This window comes from Eggerthia catenaformis OT 569 = DSM 20559 (assembly GCF_000340375.1).
GTDB classification, from domain to species: domain Bacteria; phylum Bacillota_I; class Bacilli_A; order Erysipelotrichales; family Coprobacillaceae; genus Eggerthia; species Eggerthia catenaformis.
Genome location: NZ_KB446647.1, coordinates 356,289 through 373,371, shown reverse-complemented (window position 1 = coordinate 373,371; position 17,083 = coordinate 356,289). Strand labels below are relative to the sequence as shown.

The 17,083-nt window shown below is 32.3% G+C and carries 20 protein-coding genes; all 20 read left to right on the top strand.

Going from position 1 to position 17,083, the window contains the following annotated elements; translation table 11 throughout:
• The first annotated feature begins 48 nt into the window (after positions 1 to 48).
• The 20 genes from HMPREF9943_RS04335 (at position 49) to HMPREF9943_RS04230 (ending at position 17,067) form a co-directional block, all read left to right on the top strand.
• Positions 49 to 306 (top strand): UPF0223 family protein, encoded by a 258-nt coding sequence (locus HMPREF9943_RS04335; protein ID WP_004802373.1) that lies wholly within the window; start codon positions 49 to 51, stop codon positions 304 to 306.
• Positions 303 to 1,523, top strand: coding sequence for an FtsW/RodA/SpoVE family cell cycle protein (locus HMPREF9943_RS04330; protein ID WP_004802371.1), 1,221 nt, complete (start codon positions 303 to 305; stop codon positions 1,521 to 1,523). The genes HMPREF9943_RS04335 and HMPREF9943_RS04330 overlap by 4 nt, the downstream gene beginning before the upstream one ends.
• On the top strand, positions 1,513 to 1,893 hold the full coding sequence (locus HMPREF9943_RS04325; protein WP_040402609.1) for a YlbF/YmcA family competence regulator: 381 nt from the start codon (positions 1,513 to 1,515) through the stop codon (positions 1,891 to 1,893). The genes HMPREF9943_RS04330 and HMPREF9943_RS04325 overlap by 11 nt, the downstream gene beginning before the upstream one ends.
• Positions 1,868 to 2,422, top strand: coding sequence for a 16S rRNA (guanine(966)-N(2))-methyltransferase RsmD (gene rsmD, locus HMPREF9943_RS04320; RefSeq protein ID WP_004802368.1), 555 nt, complete (start codon positions 1,868 to 1,870; stop codon positions 2,420 to 2,422). The genes HMPREF9943_RS04325 and rsmD overlap by 26 nt, the downstream gene beginning before the upstream one ends.
• Complete coding sequence (coaD, locus tag HMPREF9943_RS04315) at positions 2,419 to 2,904, top strand: pantetheine-phosphate adenylyltransferase (RefSeq protein ID WP_026624416.1); 486 nt, start codon at positions 2,419 to 2,421, stop codon at positions 2,902 to 2,904. Before rsmD ends, coaD begins: the two co-directional genes overlap by 4 nt.
• Positions 2,901 to 3,647, top strand: coding sequence for a dihydroorotate dehydrogenase electron transfer subunit (locus HMPREF9943_RS04310; RefSeq protein WP_004802364.1), 747 nt, complete (start codon positions 2,901 to 2,903; stop codon positions 3,645 to 3,647). Before coaD ends, HMPREF9943_RS04310 begins: the two co-directional genes overlap by 4 nt.
• A 1-nt stretch (position 3,648) precedes the next feature.
• A complete protein-coding gene (locus HMPREF9943_RS04305) occupies positions 3,649 to 4,566 on the top strand; it encodes a dihydroorotate dehydrogenase (RefSeq protein ID WP_004802363.1) in 918 nt (305 codons plus the stop codon).
• Positions 4,567 to 4,583: 17 nt separating this feature from the next.
• Complete coding sequence (locus tag HMPREF9943_RS04300) at positions 4,584 to 6,725, top strand: ATP-dependent helicase (protein WP_004802360.1); 2,142 nt, start codon at positions 4,584 to 4,586, stop codon at positions 6,723 to 6,725.
• Between the two features lie 97 nt (positions 6,726 to 6,822).
• A complete protein-coding gene (ligA, locus tag HMPREF9943_RS04295; protein ID WP_004802359.1) occupies positions 6,823 to 8,808 on the top strand; it encodes an NAD-dependent DNA ligase LigA in 1,986 nt (661 codons plus the stop codon).
• On the top strand, positions 8,805 to 9,890 hold the full coding sequence (locus tag HMPREF9943_RS04290) for a CamS family sex pheromone protein (RefSeq protein WP_004802356.1): 1,086 nt from the start codon (positions 8,805 to 8,807) through the stop codon (positions 9,888 to 9,890). Before ligA ends, HMPREF9943_RS04290 begins: the two co-directional genes overlap by 4 nt.
• Positions 9,891 to 9,946: 56 nt before the next feature.
• Positions 9,947 to 10,630 (top strand): hypothetical protein, encoded by a 684-nt coding sequence (locus tag HMPREF9943_RS04285; RefSeq protein WP_004802355.1) that lies wholly within the window; start codon positions 9,947 to 9,949, stop codon positions 10,628 to 10,630.
• Positions 10,631 to 10,666: 36 nt separating this feature from the next.
• A complete protein-coding gene (gene rlmD, locus HMPREF9943_RS04280; protein ID WP_004802352.1) occupies positions 10,667 to 12,292 on the top strand; it encodes a 23S rRNA (uracil(1939)-C(5))-methyltransferase RlmD in 1,626 nt (541 codons plus the stop codon).
• 16 nt (positions 12,293 to 12,308) lie between these two features.
• Positions 12,309 to 12,590 (top strand): CD1845 family protein, encoded by a 282-nt coding sequence (locus HMPREF9943_RS04275; RefSeq protein WP_040402606.1) that lies wholly within the window; start codon positions 12,309 to 12,311, stop codon positions 12,588 to 12,590.
• 40 nt (positions 12,591 to 12,630) lie between these two features.
• On the top strand, positions 12,631 to 12,969 hold the full coding sequence (locus tag HMPREF9943_RS04270; protein WP_004802350.1) for a CatB-related O-acetyltransferase: 339 nt from the start codon (positions 12,631 to 12,633) through the stop codon (positions 12,967 to 12,969).
• Entirely contained in the window at positions 12,966 to 13,490 is a 525-nt protein-coding gene (locus HMPREF9943_RS04265; protein ID WP_004802348.1) for a P-loop nucleotide/nucleoside kinase family protein, read from the top strand. Before HMPREF9943_RS04270 ends, HMPREF9943_RS04265 begins: the two co-directional genes overlap by 4 nt.
• A 433-nt stretch (positions 13,491 to 13,923) precedes the next feature.
• On the top strand, positions 13,924 to 14,181 hold the full coding sequence (locus tag HMPREF9943_RS10180; RefSeq protein WP_482156153.1) for a CD1845 family protein: 258 nt from the start codon (positions 13,924 to 13,926) through the stop codon (positions 14,179 to 14,181).
• Positions 14,171 to 14,761, top strand: a complete 591-nt coding sequence (locus HMPREF9943_RS04250; protein WP_004802344.1) for a DUF6707 family protein — start codon at positions 14,171 to 14,173, stop codon at positions 14,759 to 14,761. The genes HMPREF9943_RS10180 and HMPREF9943_RS04250 overlap by 11 nt, the downstream gene beginning before the upstream one ends.
• Before the next feature lie 342 nt (positions 14,762 to 15,103).
• A complete protein-coding gene (locus HMPREF9943_RS04245) occupies positions 15,104 to 15,511 on the top strand; it encodes a hypothetical protein (RefSeq protein ID WP_004802343.1) in 408 nt (135 codons plus the stop codon).
• Between the two features lie 571 nt (positions 15,512 to 16,082).
• Positions 16,083 to 16,520 carry an L-2-amino-thiazoline-4-carboxylic acid hydrolase gene (locus tag HMPREF9943_RS09825; RefSeq protein WP_196793789.1) on the top strand — a complete coding sequence of 146 codons (438 nt, stop codon included), beginning with the start codon at positions 16,083 to 16,085 and terminating at the stop codon, positions 16,518 to 16,520.
• An 88-nt stretch (positions 16,521 to 16,608) separates the two neighbouring features.
• Positions 16,609 to 17,067: a hypothetical protein gene (locus HMPREF9943_RS04230; protein WP_004802337.1), complete on the top strand. Its 459-nt coding sequence runs from the start codon at positions 16,609 to 16,611 to the stop codon at positions 17,065 to 17,067.
• Positions 17,068 to 17,083: the final 16 nt, after the last annotated feature.

The window sequence follows — 17,083 nt, the reverse complement described above, 5'->3', positions numbered from 1 at the left end:
ATAAAATCATTAAATTCATGTATAATGGACATAATTGGAGTGATGAATATGTATGATTATCCATTAGACAGTGAATGGACAGTTAATGAAATTATAGATGTTATGGCATTATATAATGCAGTTGAGAAAGCCTATGAAGGTGGTATCTCAAGTGATGAGCTTTTAGCTGCTTATAAGAAATTTAAAGTGATTGTAACTTCCAAGAGCCAGGAAAAACAACTGGATAAAGAATTTGAGAAAAACAGCGGCTATTCTATTTATCAGGCTATAAAAAAATCTAAAGAAGAAAGCTGGATAAGTTTATGATAGGAAAAGAGTTTTTAAAAAAGGTATTTAAGAATACCGGTTCTGATCGTGTACTGTATTTTATGTGCATATTTCTTTGTGTATTTGGGATAGTTATGATTGGAGATGCATCAGTAGGAATGGCTAATAAATATGGAACAGCTTATGCTGCTATCAATATGATTAAGCAGATTGTATTTGTATGTGCCGGAACAATAGGAATGACGTTTTTAGCTCATAATTATAAAAAAAGAAAACTTTCAGGAAAGTTTTTAAAGCTTATGTACTTTATTGTCTTAATGAGTATGTTTATATGTCTTTTATGGGTTATTAATGGAACACATGCGTGGATTGTTTTAGGGCCTGTAACTATTCAGCCGGTAGAATTTATGAAGCTGACAATTATTTTATATCTTTCTTATGCTTTTGGCGAATTACCTAGACATTATGATTTTAGAAAAGGCAGTCAAAAGCTGAAAAATGAATTACAGGATAAACTTTTAAAACAATGTCTTGTTTATCCTATTGCTATGGCTGGCTTTGCCTTTTTAGTGTGTGCATTTATACAGAAGGATTTAGGCTCAGCTTTGATTATTGGCGGAATCAGCTATGTAATATTTTTATGTACTGATTATTCTTTTTTTCAGAAATTTAAAAGACTTACATATATTTTGATTATTGCCTTACCTGTTGTTTTTCTTATGTATTCAGGACTATTAAAGTCTCATCAGCTATCTCGTATTGATTCATGGCTTCATCCATTAAGAGATATTTATGGACAATCTTATCAGATAGTGAATGGATTGGTAGGTTATGTAAGCGGGGGACTTTTAGGAAAAGGATTTGGAAGCAGTGTTATGAAATTTGGTTATATTCCTGAAGCGCAGAATGACTATATTTCAGCTATTATTATGGAAGAACTGGGGCTTATCGGTTTTGCCTGTATTATGATACCATACTGTTATATTATTTTTGTATGCTTTAGATATGTGTTTAAGGTCAAGGAATCTTCTGACAAGCTGACATTAATCGGTATTGCTGCTTATTTTCTTACTCATCTTTTTGTCAATATCGGCGGTGTATCCGGTCTTATTCCTATGACCGGTGTTCCATTGCTGCTTATTTCTGCCGGCGGATCATCTACTGTTGTTGCTTTATTGTCAATAGGTATTATTCAGTCTATTATCACTAAGCATAATCGTGATCAATTAAAGGAAGATTATGAATATGGATTATGATCTTTTAGAACAGCTCATTGAAAGTATTAAGCAAGAACAGTGTTATCAGGATTTTATGAAGGCTAAGAGGGATATTGACAGCAAACAGAATATTCTATTACTGATTTCTCGTATTAAAGAAAAAGAACAGCAATATCAGGAAATGATGAAATATAAAAATTATATTTCCTTGGATGATCTTAAAGAAGAGATCAGAAACCTAAAAATCAGTCTTTATAGTTATAATGAAGTTATTGTTTATAATAGTTGTTTAAAGATTTTAAATAATCGTTTGGATGAAATATCAAATATTTTGTTTAATGGTGTTTCAGATGAACTGGTGACTTCAAGGATAGGTAAAATTTATGAGAGTTATTTCAGGAAAGTATAAAAGTCGTCGTTTGAAAACTGTTCCTTCTCAGAAAACAAGACCAACGACGGATAAGAATAAGGAAAATCTTTTTAATATTATTCAAAGATATCTTAATGGTGGGACTGTCTTGGATTTATTTGGTGGCAGTGGAGGGCTTGGTATTGAGGCTATTAGCCGAGGAATGGATACTTTATATGTATGTGATAAAAGCTATCAGGCATATAAAGTTATTAAAGAAAATATTGAAGCATTGCATATTTTAAATGCATATCCATTAAAAATGGATTATCGGAAGGCACTTTCTTATTTAAAAGAACAAGAGATTAAGTTTGATCTCATTTTACTTGATCCGCCTTATTCTATGAAGATAAATAAAGATATTATTTTATTCATGCAAGAAGCAGGTATGCTCAATGATAAATGTATTATTGTGACTGAAGATTTATATGAAGAGAAAATGATACTGGATAAGCATTTCCATACTATTAAAGAAATTGTTTATGGTATAACGATGCTTCAAATTTTTGAATATAGAGAGGAATTATGATGAAGGCAGTTTATGCAGGAACGTTTGATCCAATTACTAATGGGCATTTGGATATTATTAAAAGAGCATCTAAATTATTTGATAAGGTCTATGTAACAATCTTTGAAAATCCTGATAAAAAGGGATTATTTAATATTGAAGAGAGACTTTTATTAATCAAGGAGACAGTTAAAGATCTGGATAATGTGTATGTTGATTTTAGTGATAAGCTTGCGGTTGAATATGCTAGAAAAGTAGGAGCAGGAGCTCTAATCAGAGGCTTAAGAGCAACTCAGGATTATCATTATGAATCAATGATGGCTTATGCAAATCAGTATCTTGATGATGAGATAGAAATTGTTTTCTTAATGTCTCATCTTAATCAGACTTTTATTTCAAGTTCTAATATTAAAGAGATTGCCAGTCATCATCATGATGTTTCACCTCTTGTACCGGAATGTGTAAATAAAGCTTTAATAAAAAAATTTGGAGATAAAAAATGAATAATCAAGGATTGATGAGAATAGTCTCACATCAGAAATTAATTGAAAATGTTTATGAAATGATACTTGAAGGAGAAGCAGCTTCTTATGTTGAACATGCCGGTCAGTTTATTAATATCAGGCTGACTGAAAATAAAGATCCTTATTTGAGAAGACCAATGAGTATTTGTGATTATAATAATCATGAAATTAAATTGATTTATAAAGTTGTAGGAGAAGGAACAAGAATTTTATCTAAGAAAAAAACAGGTGATATTCTTGATGTTTTGACTGGATTAGGTAATGGTTTTATTTATCATAATGAAAAAGAGGCGTTGCTGATTGGCGGGGGACTTGGGGTACCGCCATTATATAAAACATGTAAAGATCTTATTAATATGGGTGTTAAAGTTAAAGCTATATTGGGATTTAATTCAGTTGATGATGTTTTTTATCAGAAAGAATTTGAAGCACTCTGTCCAGTTTATATTTCGACAATGGATGGTTCCTTAGGAATAAAAGGAACTGTTATTGACTGTATTAAAAAATATAGTTTTACATATGATCATTATTATGCCTGTGGACCTTTGCCAATGCTTAAAGCTTTAGCTTCCTTTGATAACAAGAATGGATCATTGTCATATGAGGCAAGAATGGGATGTGGCTTTGGTGCATGTATGGGCTGTTCGATGCTTATGAAAGATGGAACTTCTAAACGTGTCTGTGTAGAAGGTCCTGTATTTTCTTCAAGTGAGGTACAATAAGATGGCTAATATGAAAATAGAATTACCTGGTTTATCTTTAAAAAATCCTGTTATTCCTGCTTCAGGAACATTTGGGTATGGAGAAGAATTCACTCGCTTTTTTGATTTAAATGTATTAGGATCGATTTCTATTAAAGGAACGACTTTAGAAAAAAGATATGGTAATCCTTTACCAAGAATTGCTGAAGGACCGGCAGGATTACTCAATGCGATTGGTTTACAGAATCCCGGGGTTCATCATGTAACCGGATATGAATTACCAAGATTAGCTGAAATATTTAATGATAAAGTGATTGGAAATATTGGCGGACACAGTTTTGCTGATTATATTGAAACTGCAAGAATTTTAAGTCAGGCGGATAATATTGGTGCTTTGGAATTAAATATTTCCTGTCCAAATGTTGCTGATGGAGGAATGCAATTTGGTACTGATCCAATGACTGCTGCAAAACTAACAAGTGAAGTAAAGAAAGTATCAGCGAAGCCTGTTTATGTGAAGCTTTCTCCTAATGTGACTGATATTACAGAAATTGCCTGTGCAGTAGAAAAAGCAGGTGCTGATGGTATTTCTATGATTAATACATTGGTTGGTATGCGTTTTGATATTAAAACAGGTAAACCGATTATTGCGAATAAAACCGGTGGATATAGTGGTCCTGCTATTTTACCGATTGCTTTGCGAATGGTTTATCAGGTTTCTCTGGCTGTTTCCATACCTGTTATTGGTATGGGAGGAATTAGCAGTGGAAAAGATGCTGTTGAGATGATGATTGCAGGTGCCAGTGCAGTTCAGATAGGCTGTGCCAATCTTATTGATCCATATGCCTGCCCAAAGATCATTAATGAAATGAATGATATTCTTGATCGTATGCATATTAAGGATGTCAAGGATATTATTGGTTTATCACATCAATATTAAACAAAAGGAGGGTAAGTATGAATTTAAAAAAACTATTAAATGAAAAGCAATATGAGGCAGCTACTTATCTTGATAGTCATTTAAGAATTATTGCCGGTGCAGGTTCAGGTAAAACAAGAGTCATTACTTACCGTATTGCTTATCTGATTGAAAATATTGGTGTTTATCCTAAAAATATTTTAGCAATTACCTTTACTAATAAGGCGGCTAATGAAATGAAAGAGAGAGTAGAAAAAATTTTAGGAACACAGGCACTAGGTTCTACAATCAGTACTATTCATTCTATGTGTGTGCGTGTTCTTCGCCAGCATATTTCTAAACTTGGCTATGGTCATAATTTTATTATTATGGATGAAGAGGATCAAAAAGCTCTGGTAAAAAAACTGTTAAAAGAATTATCGTTGGATAGTAAGATTTATACTCCAAAATCTCTTATTCATTATATTTCTTCATATAAGACAGCTTTTATTACACCTAAGAAGGCTTTATCAATGAACAGTCTTAAAGGAGAAAAGGATAAAGCAAAATTATATCAGGCTTATGAAGATTATAATAGAGCTCATAATATGCTTGATTTTGATGATCTTCTTTTAAAGACATTGGAACTTTTTAGAGATAATCCCGATATTGTTGAAAGATGGTCACAAAGATATCAGTATGTGCATGTAGATGAATTTCAGGATGTTGGAGAGATAGAGTATGAATTGATTTCTTTTTTTGGAAAAGACTCAATTGTTTGTGTCGTAGGGGATCCTGACCAAACTATTTATTCATTTAGAGGCAGTGATGTTAATTTTATTATTAATTTTGATCAGGACTATGAAGATGTAAAAACAATTTATCTTAATCAAAATTATCGTTCTACTAAAAATATTTTAGAAGTTTCCAATAATCTTATTAGAAAAAACAAAAATAGACTGGATAAAGAACTTTTTTCTAATCTTGAAGAAGGAACAAAAACGATTCATTTTTCTGGAAGAAGTGAAGAAGCTGAAGCACAATATGTAGCTGATCAGATTGAAATACTCAGAACTAAGTATGATCTTTCGTATAAGGATTTTGCGGTTTTATATCGTGCTAATTATTTATCTCGTTCAGTTGAACAGATATTGATTAAAATGAAGATACCTTATCGTATCTTTGGCGGTTTAAAATTCTTTAGTCGCAAAGAAATAAAGGATGCTTTAAGCTATATAAGACTACTTGTCAGTAATGATGATCTTTCTTTTGAAAGAATTATTAATGTACCAACAAGAAACATTGGTATTAAGACATTAGAAAAGATACAGGCAATTGCGATTAATCATAGAATATCAGATTATGAAGCTATCTGTTACTATATGAAGGAAATGAATCTTTCAGTTAAAGTACAGAGTCAATTGAAGAATCTGATACAGATTATGGAAAATGCCAGATTAAGTAAAGATAATCCGGAAGATATCTTTGATCATATGTTTAAGGATCTAGGCTATTATGAAATGTTAGAAAAGAATGAAGAGAAGTCTCGAATAGAGAATTTAATGGAATTAAAAAGTTCTATTGCCGGCTATATGAGAGATCACCCTGATACTGCTGATTTTGAATCTTATCTTCAGGAAATAGCTTTATATACTTCTCAAGATACTGTCGGTGAAGGCGATTATGTCTCATTAATGAGTATTCATATGGCGAAAGGATTAGAGTTTGAATATGTTTTTGTAACCGGTCTTTCTGAAAATATTTTTCCTTCACTTCATGCTTTAGAGGAAGAAGGAAATGATGGTTTAGAAGAAGAAAGACGTTTAGCGTATGTTGCTTTTACAAGAGCAAAGAAGGCTCTTTATTTAACTGATTCACAGGGCTTTTCTTATATTTCTCATTCTCCTAAGCTGACTTCTCGTTTCATTAGTGAATTAGGAAAAAATAAAGTTGAGCATATAGGGGCTAAAAATAAGTTTAAAACAGAAAATTATATTAATACCAAAGAAACTGTTGAAGAAATGATCGGTGATAATGAAATAACTGACTGGAAAGCTGGAGATTTGCTTATTCATGATGTTTTTGGTAAAGGTGTTGTTGTTAATGTGAATGGAGAAATGCTTGATGTTGCTTTTAATATCCCATATGGGTTAAAAACTTTAATGGGTTCTCATAAAGCAATTAAACGTTTATCAAATTAAAATGGGTTATACCCATTTTATTTGCTTTAAAGAACTCATTAAATAGGTTTTCTAATAAGCAGGATTTTGTTATAATGAGGCAGGGAATGGTGACAAAATGAGTATAGAAAGATTAAATGAATTAAAAGAAACTTTAAATAAATATAATTATCAGTATTATGTATTGGATAAGCCTACTGTTACAGATCAGGAATATGATACTTTAATGGAAGAACTGATAAGAATTGAACAAGCTCACCCGGAATGGCTGACTTCTGATTCTCCTAGTCAAAGAGTAGGAGGTCAGGTATTGGAAGGTTTTAAAAAGATCACTCATAGAGTAGGCATGATGTCGTTAGGAGATATATTTAATGAAGATGAAGTTTACGAGTTTAATCAAAGAATTAATAATACTCTTGTGAATAATGATTATGTATGTGAATTAAAGCTTGATGGCTTAAGTGTATCGCTTGTATATGATCAAGGAATATTGCAGTATGCAGCGACTCGTGGTGATGGAACAGTAGGAGAAGATATTACTCATAATGTAAAAACCATTCGTTCTATTCCTTTGCAGATTGATTATCTTGATCATTTGGAAGTGCGTGGGGAGATTATTATGCCTAAAAAATCTTTTGAACGCTTGAATAAGGAAAGACAGATGGCAGGAGAATCTTTGTTTGCAAATTGCCGTAATGCAGCTGCTGGCAGTGTTAGGCAGCTAGATAGCAGCATTGCTGCTAAGAGGGGACTTGATGCTTATCTTTATCATCTTCCTATTACAGATAATTTGCCTGTTACAACACAGGAGGAATGTCTTGAATTTATGAGATCACTGGGATTTAAGATTAATCCTTATATTCAGATATGTCATTCTATTGAAGAAGTATGTTCCTATATTGATGAAGCAGGGAAAATAAGAGCTGATCTTCCTTATGATATTGATGGTGTTGTTATTAAGGTTAATGATTTAAAAAAGCAAGGCAGGCTTGGCTTTACTGCTAAGGTTCCTAAATGGGCAATTGCTTATAAATTTCCTGCTGAAGAAGTTATTACTCGTTTAAAGGATATTATTTTCACAGTAGGGAGAACAGGACAGATTACTCCTAATGCTGTTTTAAATCCTGTCAGAGTAGCAGGAAGTACTGTTCAAAGAGCAACACTTCATAATGAGGATAATATTATAAAAAAAGATATTCGTATTGGTGATGATGTTGTAGTTAGAAAAGCTGGAGATGTTATTCCGGAAGTTGTTCGTTCATTGATTGAAAGAAGGACCGGTAATGAGCGTCCTTTTGAGATGATTACTGTTTGCCCAATGTGTGGTCAGCCTCTCTCTAAAAAAGCAAATGAAGCAGCTTATTATTGTTTAAATGATAATTGTAATTCTAAGAATATTGAACGTATCATTCATTTTGCATCTAGAGATGCTATGAATATAGATGGTCTTGGTGATAAAATAGTTGAGCAGCTTTATAATTTAGGGTTTATTAAAGAAATTGAAGATCTTTATCATATTGCTGATCATGAACTGGAAATTATGGCAATAGAAGGATTTGGCAGAAAGTCTATGGATAATCTTATTAATTCTATTGAAAACAGTAAAAAGAATTCATTAGAGAGATTATTATTTGGCTTAGGTATAAAAGGTATTGGTTCTAAAATGGCAGATGTATTATCTAAAGAGTTTCATACCTTAGATGCTTTACTTGAGGCAGACTATCAGACACTTATTAAAATCAAAGATGTTGGTGATACGATAGCTTTATCTTTATCACAGTATAAAAGAGACCCAAAGAATCAAAAATTGATAGCCCATTTAAAAGATTTGGGTGTTAATATGACTTATCTTAAATCAGAAACTATTCATCAGAGTATTTTTACCAATAAGACAGTTGTTGTTACAGGAACACTACAGTTATTTACTAGAAAAGAGATTAAGGACTATTTGACTAGTCAGGGGGCTAATGTTACAGGGAGCGTTTCTCAGAAGACTGATTATGTTATTGCTGGTGAAAATCCAGGCTCTAAATATGATAAAGCAAGGGCTCTTGGAATTACTATTCTTGATGAAGAGACGTTCAAAAAGGAGGTACAGTTATGAAAAAATATATACTTCTTATGATGTGTATGATACTTTTAACAGCATGCGGATCTTCTAAGAAAAACACTTCTAATAATGAAGTAACTGATGTAGATTCATTTTCCGGTGATTATTATAAAATGTTGAATAATGGTAGAGGAACAAATAGTGAGAATTTTTATTTAGAATATTCCGGAACAAAAGATCTGGTTACTATCGGTTCCGGCTTGCAGAGAATTTCTTCTAAGTATTTCTCTACTGATAGTTATTATTTAAGTGAAGGACAGCAGTTATCTAATAATGATTATTCTCAGTTTTTAAAACGCGATAGTGAAAATGCTAAAAAGAAAAGTTTTCCTTATACATTACAGCCTGCTCGCGGAACTGAATTAGATGGCATTAAAAATATGGTCATGGTTAATAGTCTTATAGAGCAGGATTATTATAAGAAAACTGCAACCAGCTATGTTATTAAGGGAGCATCTATTGCTGTTATTTTAAATCCGACTGATGAAAAAGGAAATAGAATTTCTACAGAACTAAAAACATCTACATTAAAGACTTATTGTGACGGTGCTTTAAAAATATTATATAAATATATCAGAGATAAAAAGAAAGCATTAAAGGACATTCCTATTGTTGTTGCTTTTTATATGATGAATGATAATAATGTGTCATTGATTAATGGTAATTATAAATATCAGGCTTATTGTGAAGATGGGAAGGCCGGTTCATTAAAATCAGTTAATTTTGAAAATGTTGTTTTTTCCAGTACAAGAGCAAGCAAGCTTGACCCGACTACATCTAGTGAGTTTGACACAATTAAATCAGCTTTAAAAAAGGCTTCTACCGAAGCTGCCGGACTTGTTGGTGAAGCACAGTATGTTGATAATACTATTCAATCTATGAAAATAACAGCTCATTTAAATATTAAAACATATACAGAAATGCTTTATCTCACAAGTATATTGGCTGATCGTATTGATAGTAAATTTACTCAGGACTTCCAGATTAAGTGTTTGGTTTATTCACAGGATTCTTTAATGGCGGTTATTATAAAAAATAAAGGTGAATCAGTAAAGACAACAATTATAGAGCAATAATAAACTATACATGTAAGAAAAAATTTGTTAAAATACATATAAAGCAGGTGATGAATTTGGCAAGAAAACAATTTAGCTTTGATGATGAAAATAGTCAGGGACGTGATCCCCAAAAAGGACCTATTAAAAACACAAAACAATCTTTTGCTTTTGCTGATAATAGTCAGCAAAAAAAATATGAGAAGGAGACTCAGCCCTCTAAAAAGAAACTAAAATTAAAAAAATGGCATGTTACGATTACTGTTATTGCTTTATTTGCAATTATATTTACGATTGTAATTGCTATTATGGCAAGTGAAGATGGTCCTGTTAGAGGAGATCGCTGTGAAGGATTGATTACAATTAAAAGCGGTGTATTAAAGGAAGCAGAAAATACAATTAAAAAGTCTTATGATAAAGTTGAGTCTATAAAAACTGAAATAGCATGTAAGACAATAAAAACTGATATCGTATTTAAAGAAGGTACACATTATACTTATGCTAAAACAGTTAGTCAGGCATTGGTTAAAAAAATTGACAGCCTGCAAGGATTAAACAAGGATAAAGGCAGTGATTATAGCAGTCTCTTTAATACTTATAAAAATGTTAGACAGTATGAAGTTAATTTTTACATGACTTGCAAAGGTAATGCTGATTTTCCGATGTATGGTACAAAAGTTGCCAATAAGGATGGTTTTAATTATTCTTATGCCAGCATAAAAGACCAAAATACTTATAGAAAAGTAAAATCAGGTAGTTAAAAAGCGGGAATTGTCCCGCTTTTTAAAAGGAGAAGTATGAAAAAGAAGGATCATTTTATTGGACAATGTATTGATTATACACATGATGGATTAGGTATAGTAAAATATAATAGTGTAACTGTATTTGTAAAGAATATGATTGCCGGTGAAACAGCTCTTATAGAGATTATTAAAGTTTTAAAGAATTATTGTGTAGGAAGAGTTATTGAATTTAAAGATCAGTCTTTATATAGACAAATACCGATATGTGATTATTATAAACAGTGTGGTGGATGTTCTTTAATGCATTTAACACAAGAGGGACAGCAGGACTTTAAAACTAGAAGAGTTAGGGAAACACTGGAACGAATAGGACATCTGGATGTTAAAGTCAATGATTGTCTTATGGATAGTAATCCCTACTATTATCGTAACAAAGTACAGGTTCCTGTAGATATAAAAGATAATTATATTATCTCCGGATTTTATAAAGCTCATACTAATGATATTATTGATAATAATTATTGTTTTATACAAAATAAGTTTTCTAATGATGTAACTGCATATGTTAAAGAGATAATGAATAAATATCATATCATGCCTTATGATAAAAAGAATCATACCGGTATGATTAGACATATCTTAACACGTTATGGAGTACATACTGATGAAGGTATGCTTGCTCTCATATCTTATACAAAAGATATTCCTTATTTAAATAATCTTATAGATGAAGTTATAAAAAAATTTCCTAATATTAGAACAGTTATTTTAAATATTAATAAAAGACACGATAATGTTATTTTGGGAGATGAGGTTATTGTTCTCTATGGTGATGGTGTTATTCATGATAAACTGCTTGGTAATGATTATCAAATATCATTAAAATCATTTTATCAAATTAATCCCAGACAAGTAGAGGTATTGTATAGTAAGGCAATAGAACTGGCTGATTTTAATAAAGATGATATTGTCTTAGATGCTTATTGTGGAATAGGAACAATTGGTATAACCTTAGCTTCTAAGGTAAAGAAAGTTTACGGTGTTGAAGCTGTTGAACAGGCTATTATTGATGCTGGAGATAATGCTAGAAGAAATCATATTGATAATATAGAATTTAAATGTGATGATGCTGGTCATTTTATGGAAGGGTGCATTAATAGTCATAAGAATATTAATGTAGTTATTGTAGATCCTCCAAGAAAGGGGTGTTCTGAACAGTTTTTAGATCACCTTATTCAGTTATCTCCTGATAGAGTGATTTATATTTCCTGCAATGTAGCTACTCAGGCGAGGGACTTGTATTACTTAAGAGATTATTATAAACCTGTTGTTTGTCAGCCTGTTGATATGTTTCCTAATACTGTGCATGTGGAGACGGTAACACTTTTGTCCAAACTCGATGTCGATAAGCATATAGATGTTGAAATTAAGCTTGATGAGCTTGATTTGACATCTGCTGAAAGTAAAGCGTCTTATGCACAAATTAAGGAATATATATTAGAAAAATTTGATTTAAAGGTTTCGACACTCTATATTGCACAGATTAAAAAGAAGTGTGGAATTGTACTGAGGGAGAATTATAATAAATCGAAAAAAGAGAAACAGGTTATTCCACAATGCACACCGGAAAAAGAGGAAGCTATCATGGATGCCTTGAGGTATTTCAAAATGGTTGAATAGAAAGAGAAGATATTTTATGAGGTGGATAATAAAAATAATCTTGTTTCCTATCAGCTTGCTACTGAGTATCCTCACTGCCTTTCTGACATTCTTACTCGGCATAGGAACAACTATTCTTTACCTTTTGATGTTAATGTGTATAGTTGCTGCGATAGGCTCATTTATACAAAAAGATGTATCACTTGGTATAGAAGCTTTGGTATTAAGTTTTTTATTAAGCTCATACGGAATACCGATGGTTGGAGCAGTAGTTATAGCTTTTTTAGAAAGTATAAATGAGAAAATAAGGTCAATATAAATGATCGACAAGATAATATATATTAAAAGGAGTGTTGACAGTGGATGATAAAAGCAATAAAAAATTTTGGGATAAATTTGCCAAGGGTAATACTGTAATTGGCAACGATGTGTGGATTGGGCAGAATGCAGTGATTCTTCCCGGAGTAAACATCGAGGACGGTGCAATCATTGGAGCTAACAGTGTTGTAGGCACCAAAGTTGCTCCCTATACTATAGTGGCGGGAAATCCAGCAAAGGTCATAAGAAAACGATTTGATGAAGAATTGATCGATCTGATGCTCCGCTTCAAGAGTATCAGAGAAATTAATAGTCTTATTCCAATCTTAACGTGCAGTGATTTGGAAAAGGTTAGAGAAGAATTGGAGGCAAAACTATGATCATACTGATAACAGGTGCATCACACACCGGAAAAACGCTTCTGGCACAGAAGATGCTCGAAAAATACTATTACCCGTATCTGTCAATTGATCATCTGAAAATGGGACTGATCCGCAGCGGGAATACCAATCTCACGCCGGAGGACGATGATGATCTTACAACTTATCTTTGGCCGATTGTCCGGAAAATGATAAAGACCGCAATCGAGAATAAACAAAACCTGATTGTGGAGGGCTGCTATATTCCGTTTGATTGGAGAAAGGATTTTGATGAGATATATTTGCCCTCTATTAAGTTCATCTGCCTTGCGATGACGGACGCATATATTGATGCCCATTTCCACGAGATAAAGAAATATGGGTCTGCAATAGAATCGAGGTTGGATGATACTGACTGTAAAATTGACAGTTTGAAAAAAGATAATCGCATTTACATTGAGGGATATGAACGAAGCGGTGAGCAAGTCACACTCATTGATTCGGATTACTACTCGACAATTCAGACTTTATTTCAAGGTTAAATCCAGTTTCATGAGGAGAGCGCAATGTACGCACAGGCAGCGATAAAACCGAATACCTTACTCCGTAACGGTGCATACGGCATCGTTATGAGGGGTGTGCAAAAATGCACACGGGGGTGTTCATCGTTAAGGGGTAGAAATAGGCTGCCGTTATGTTGTATCAAATTAGACACGGCAACAGATCCGGCTTGCGGGACTCGTGTCATAATAATGACAGAGGCAAATAGTTCAGTAAAATCAAAGGTTTTGAAGCTTTTACCAAAGTTAAAAAATGAAGAAACTGATAGCTTATGTGTTGCTTAGAGCCACTATCTATTAAAATAATGGTTGTAAGCAGCACATAAGCCGAAGAGAAAAAGAGGTAGTGTATGCGATGGATAATAAAAATAATCTTGTTTCCAATCAGTTTGGCGCTTAGTATACTCACTGCTTTCTGACATTCCTGCTTGCTATAGGGACAGCGTTACTTTATATCGTAATGACAATCTGTGTATTTATAGCACTTGGTTCATTATTTATGCTACACGATACAAAAGCAGCAATAGAAGCACTCATCATCAGATTTCTATTAAGTCCTTATGGACTGCCGATGATAGGAGCGACTGTGATAGTATTTATTGAATTGATAAATGATAAGATTAAAGTGGTGTTGACAAATTGGAAGTTGTGGAGGTTAAATTATGTTATTTGAAGAAATTATGCAGGTACATGATAAAAAGCAAGTCATCAGGCTTTGTAAAAAATTAAGTAAAAGCTGTTCATTTACGAGAAATTCAGATGTTACATCTTTGTGTGAGCTTGCATATTGTTTATATATTTCAAATGACAAGGAAAACGCATTAAAGGTATGCGAGCATACCAATATTGATATTCCAACAAAAATCAACTATAATATCTGGGATTTTATTCTTTGGATATGGGGATTAGAAGCGTATATCTATGATGAATATGGAAGAACAGATGATAAAAAAATTCGGATATCACAAATGAAAAGGGTCTGGTCAACACCTAACTGTAACGATAAAACAGAAGATGAAATGTGGAAGTCTTACCAAAAAACTGCAAATAGACAAACCTTTGAGGATTTATGCAATATGGAAGAGATTGCAGAGGAAGCTAGTATGGGAAATAAAAAAGCAGAAAATACTTATCGTTTTATCGCTCTTTACAAAATGATTGGATACGGAGTTACGGGATTTTATCCTGCCTTGGAAGAAAACAAAGATGAGTTGGAGAAAAAAATCAGGAAATATATTATGTGCTTAAGATGACTCTTGATTTTAGAGTTAACAGCAATCAATAAGGGAGTAATAGTGAAGAGACGTAAACAAATTAGAATTTCACAAACTTGCTATTATGCTGTTAAGCATTTTACTTTGTGTGGTTTTACAAGCTGTGTTGGGAGGAATCACACAAAGTAGCATATAATACTTTATTTGAGTTTAGAATGTCTTTGCAGAAAAGGCGGAAAATCTCTCCATTTAGATGTGAGTGAGAAAAAAAGGAATCTTTTTAATGATTTTTATTAAGCTATTTTCGGCTATTATTATTCAAACCATGCCACTTTTCATAAACGGCGAATAAAATTTTGAAAAAGGAGATAAATTGTATAAATGTTTGAATATTTTTGGATAGGAATCAAAACGGCATGGAGTATAGCTGTTTTCAAATATATAGCTATTGTTTTTGCTTTATATAGCTTACTATGGGTGCGTAGATTATATATTGTCATCAGAAGTGGTGGTCCTTTTTTAGCACCTTATCATATTGCCAAAGGTAATTTTTATATCCATAATGGCATATGTTTTGGTAAAAGAATTATTCCGTTAAAAGAAATAAGCCTTATTACTGTAAGAGAAATTTCCGGATTTCATTGTAACGGAAGAAGATATGGTATGTATATAGAAAGAAAACGAGGGAAAACGATTACGTTATTTTTCGGTAAAACTCAAAAGAATGATATACTAATTGAGAAGTCTAAAAAAGAAATAAAAAAATTGAGAAGAATAAATATAGATTAAAACAAAATTGATGTTGAAGAGATAGATTTTATGGAGTTTAAAGATGCAAATCCGCAAGATTATGAAGGAATTGTTCATTGTATTTATCATGGATTCAACATCATTTTAAAAATTTTAATGCAAACGAAAGCTCAATAAAAAAGTTGCTGTTGAGGATATTGAGTTTAAATCAATTCAAAGTTGTTTTGGACAATGGACAAGTGATAGAGTGTTGTGGTATTGAAGAAGGTTGTTCAAGGTAATATAATCGAAACAGAAAAAATGAAAAAACAAAACTCAATGGGTGGCAAATATAGCAATGGTAAAATTAACCTAAAATTGATATAATATTATATATTGAAAGATTTGAAAAGGTAGGGGGATATCATGAAAAATTCGTTATGTGAAAAGATAATGTGGTATGCTTTATCGCCTGTCATATTCAAATTTATAGAACAATATTGGAAAAAATATTAACATAAAGAGTATTAAAAGACTTTCTAAAGATAACTATAAGGCTATAATTAAGCGTACACCGGACATAGGCAGTTTTAGAAAAAATCCACTTAGAATACCTCTTGCAGGTGGAATGTTGTGGTTATCTATATATGATGCAATGGAAGGAAAAATGAATCAAGAGCAGTTTGGGAAGATGGTCAGTGCTACAATAGAAGCTCCTATGTTAAAGAAAAATTTTCAAAAGCAAAAGGCTTTTGATATAAAAAAGCAGAAAAAGAAAATAGAAAAAAACAAGATTGCCAATGCAGCTTCTGACAGTGAGTTTAATTGGAATACAGAACTCATTTTAGGTAGAGATGAAGATGAATACACAGTAATGTATCATAGATGTGGGCTTTGCGCCTTGGGCAAACAGGAACATCATGAGGAATTGATACCATATATGTGTAAAATGGATTATGAGACTATAACGATGATGGGCGGTGTACTAAAAAGAAAAGGAACAATAGCTACAGGTGCAGATTGTTGTGATTTTTATGTATGTAAAAAAGGTTCAAAGTGGGATAAATGACGAAGTTTATGATTAGAATTTTTATGGTATAGGTGAAAAATTTGAATCTGTTGAGGTGATTACTCGCTTTGGAAATGAGGAATGATAAATGAAAATGACTGTTAAAAAGACTTCCGTTTTTTCAGCGAAGCAAAGCAATGTTTTTGGACTACTACAAAGATTTGATACACTTGCATATATTGCCAAGCCCTATGCAACATTCAAAAACATCGATGGACAAACCGAACTGGTTTGGGAAGTTGGCAAAAGTTTCTCTTTTGATTTTAAGATGTTTGGCTTCATTTCACTCGGTGTTCATATTATAAATGTCAAAGAATTCAACATAGACAACATCTATACAAATGAGGGCAATCCTTTTTGCCCAATATGGAATCATCGAATTATTCTTAAAGAAATTGCTGAAAGGAAAACCGAATATACTGATGAGGTAGAAATTGAGGCAGGATGGAAAACACCGTTTATATATTTATGGGCAAAGGCATTTTACTCGCACAGACAAAAGAAGTGGATAAAGCTACTTAATAAGCGATATGAAGAAAAAGCGTAATAACAAAGATGAAGTT

Bases quoted from the DNA above. Each gene is read 5' to 3' on its own strand.
- HMPREF9943_RS04245 (WP_004802343.1), top strand. From the start codon at position 15,104: ATGTTTGAATATTTTTGGATAGGAATCAAAACGGCATGGAGTATAGCT.
- HMPREF9943_RS04305 (WP_004802363.1), top strand. From the start codon at position 3,649: ATGGCTAATATGAAAATAGAATTACCTGGTTTATCTTTAAAAAATCCT.
- HMPREF9943_RS04310 (WP_004802364.1), top strand. From the start codon at position 2,901: ATGAATAATCAAGGATTGATGAGAATAGTCTCACATCAGAAATTAATT.
- HMPREF9943_RS04230 (WP_004802337.1), top strand. From the start codon at position 16,609: ATGAAAATGACTGTTAAAAAGACTTCCGTTTTTTCAGCGAAGCAAAGC.
- HMPREF9943_RS04330 (WP_004802371.1), top strand. From the start codon at position 303: ATGATAGGAAAAGAGTTTTTAAAAAAGGTATTTAAGAATACCGGTTCT.
- HMPREF9943_RS04300 (WP_004802360.1), top strand. From the start codon at position 4,584: ATGAATTTAAAAAAACTATTAAATGAAAAGCAATATGAGGCAGCTACT.
- HMPREF9943_RS04275 (WP_040402606.1), top strand. From the start codon at position 12,309: ATGAGGTGGATAATAAAAATAATCTTGTTTCCTATCAGCTTGCTACTG.
- HMPREF9943_RS04335 (WP_004802373.1), top strand. From the start codon at position 49: ATGTATGATTATCCATTAGACAGTGAATGGACAGTTAATGAAATTATA.
- rsmD (WP_004802368.1), top strand. From the start codon at position 1,868: ATGAGAGTTATTTCAGGAAAGTATAAAAGTCGTCGTTTGAAAACTGTT.
- HMPREF9943_RS04265 (WP_004802348.1), top strand. From the start codon at position 12,966: ATGATCATACTGATAACAGGTGCATCACACACCGGAAAAACGCTTCTG.
- HMPREF9943_RS04325 (WP_040402609.1), top strand. From the start codon at position 1,513: ATGGATTATGATCTTTTAGAACAGCTCATTGAAAGTATTAAGCAAGAA.
- coaD (WP_026624416.1), top strand. From the start codon at position 2,419: ATGATGAAGGCAGTTTATGCAGGAACGTTTGATCCAATTACTAATGGG.
- ligA (WP_004802359.1), top strand. From the start codon at position 6,823: ATGAGTATAGAAAGATTAAATGAATTAAAAGAAACTTTAAATAAATAT.
- rlmD (WP_004802352.1), top strand. From the start codon at position 10,667: ATGAAAAAGAAGGATCATTTTATTGGACAATGTATTGATTATACACAT.
- HMPREF9943_RS04290 (WP_004802356.1), top strand. From the start codon at position 8,805: ATGAAAAAATATATACTTCTTATGATGTGTATGATACTTTTAACAGCA.
- HMPREF9943_RS04250 (WP_004802344.1), top strand. From the start codon at position 14,171: ATGTTATTTGAAGAAATTATGCAGGTACATGATAAAAAGCAAGTCATC.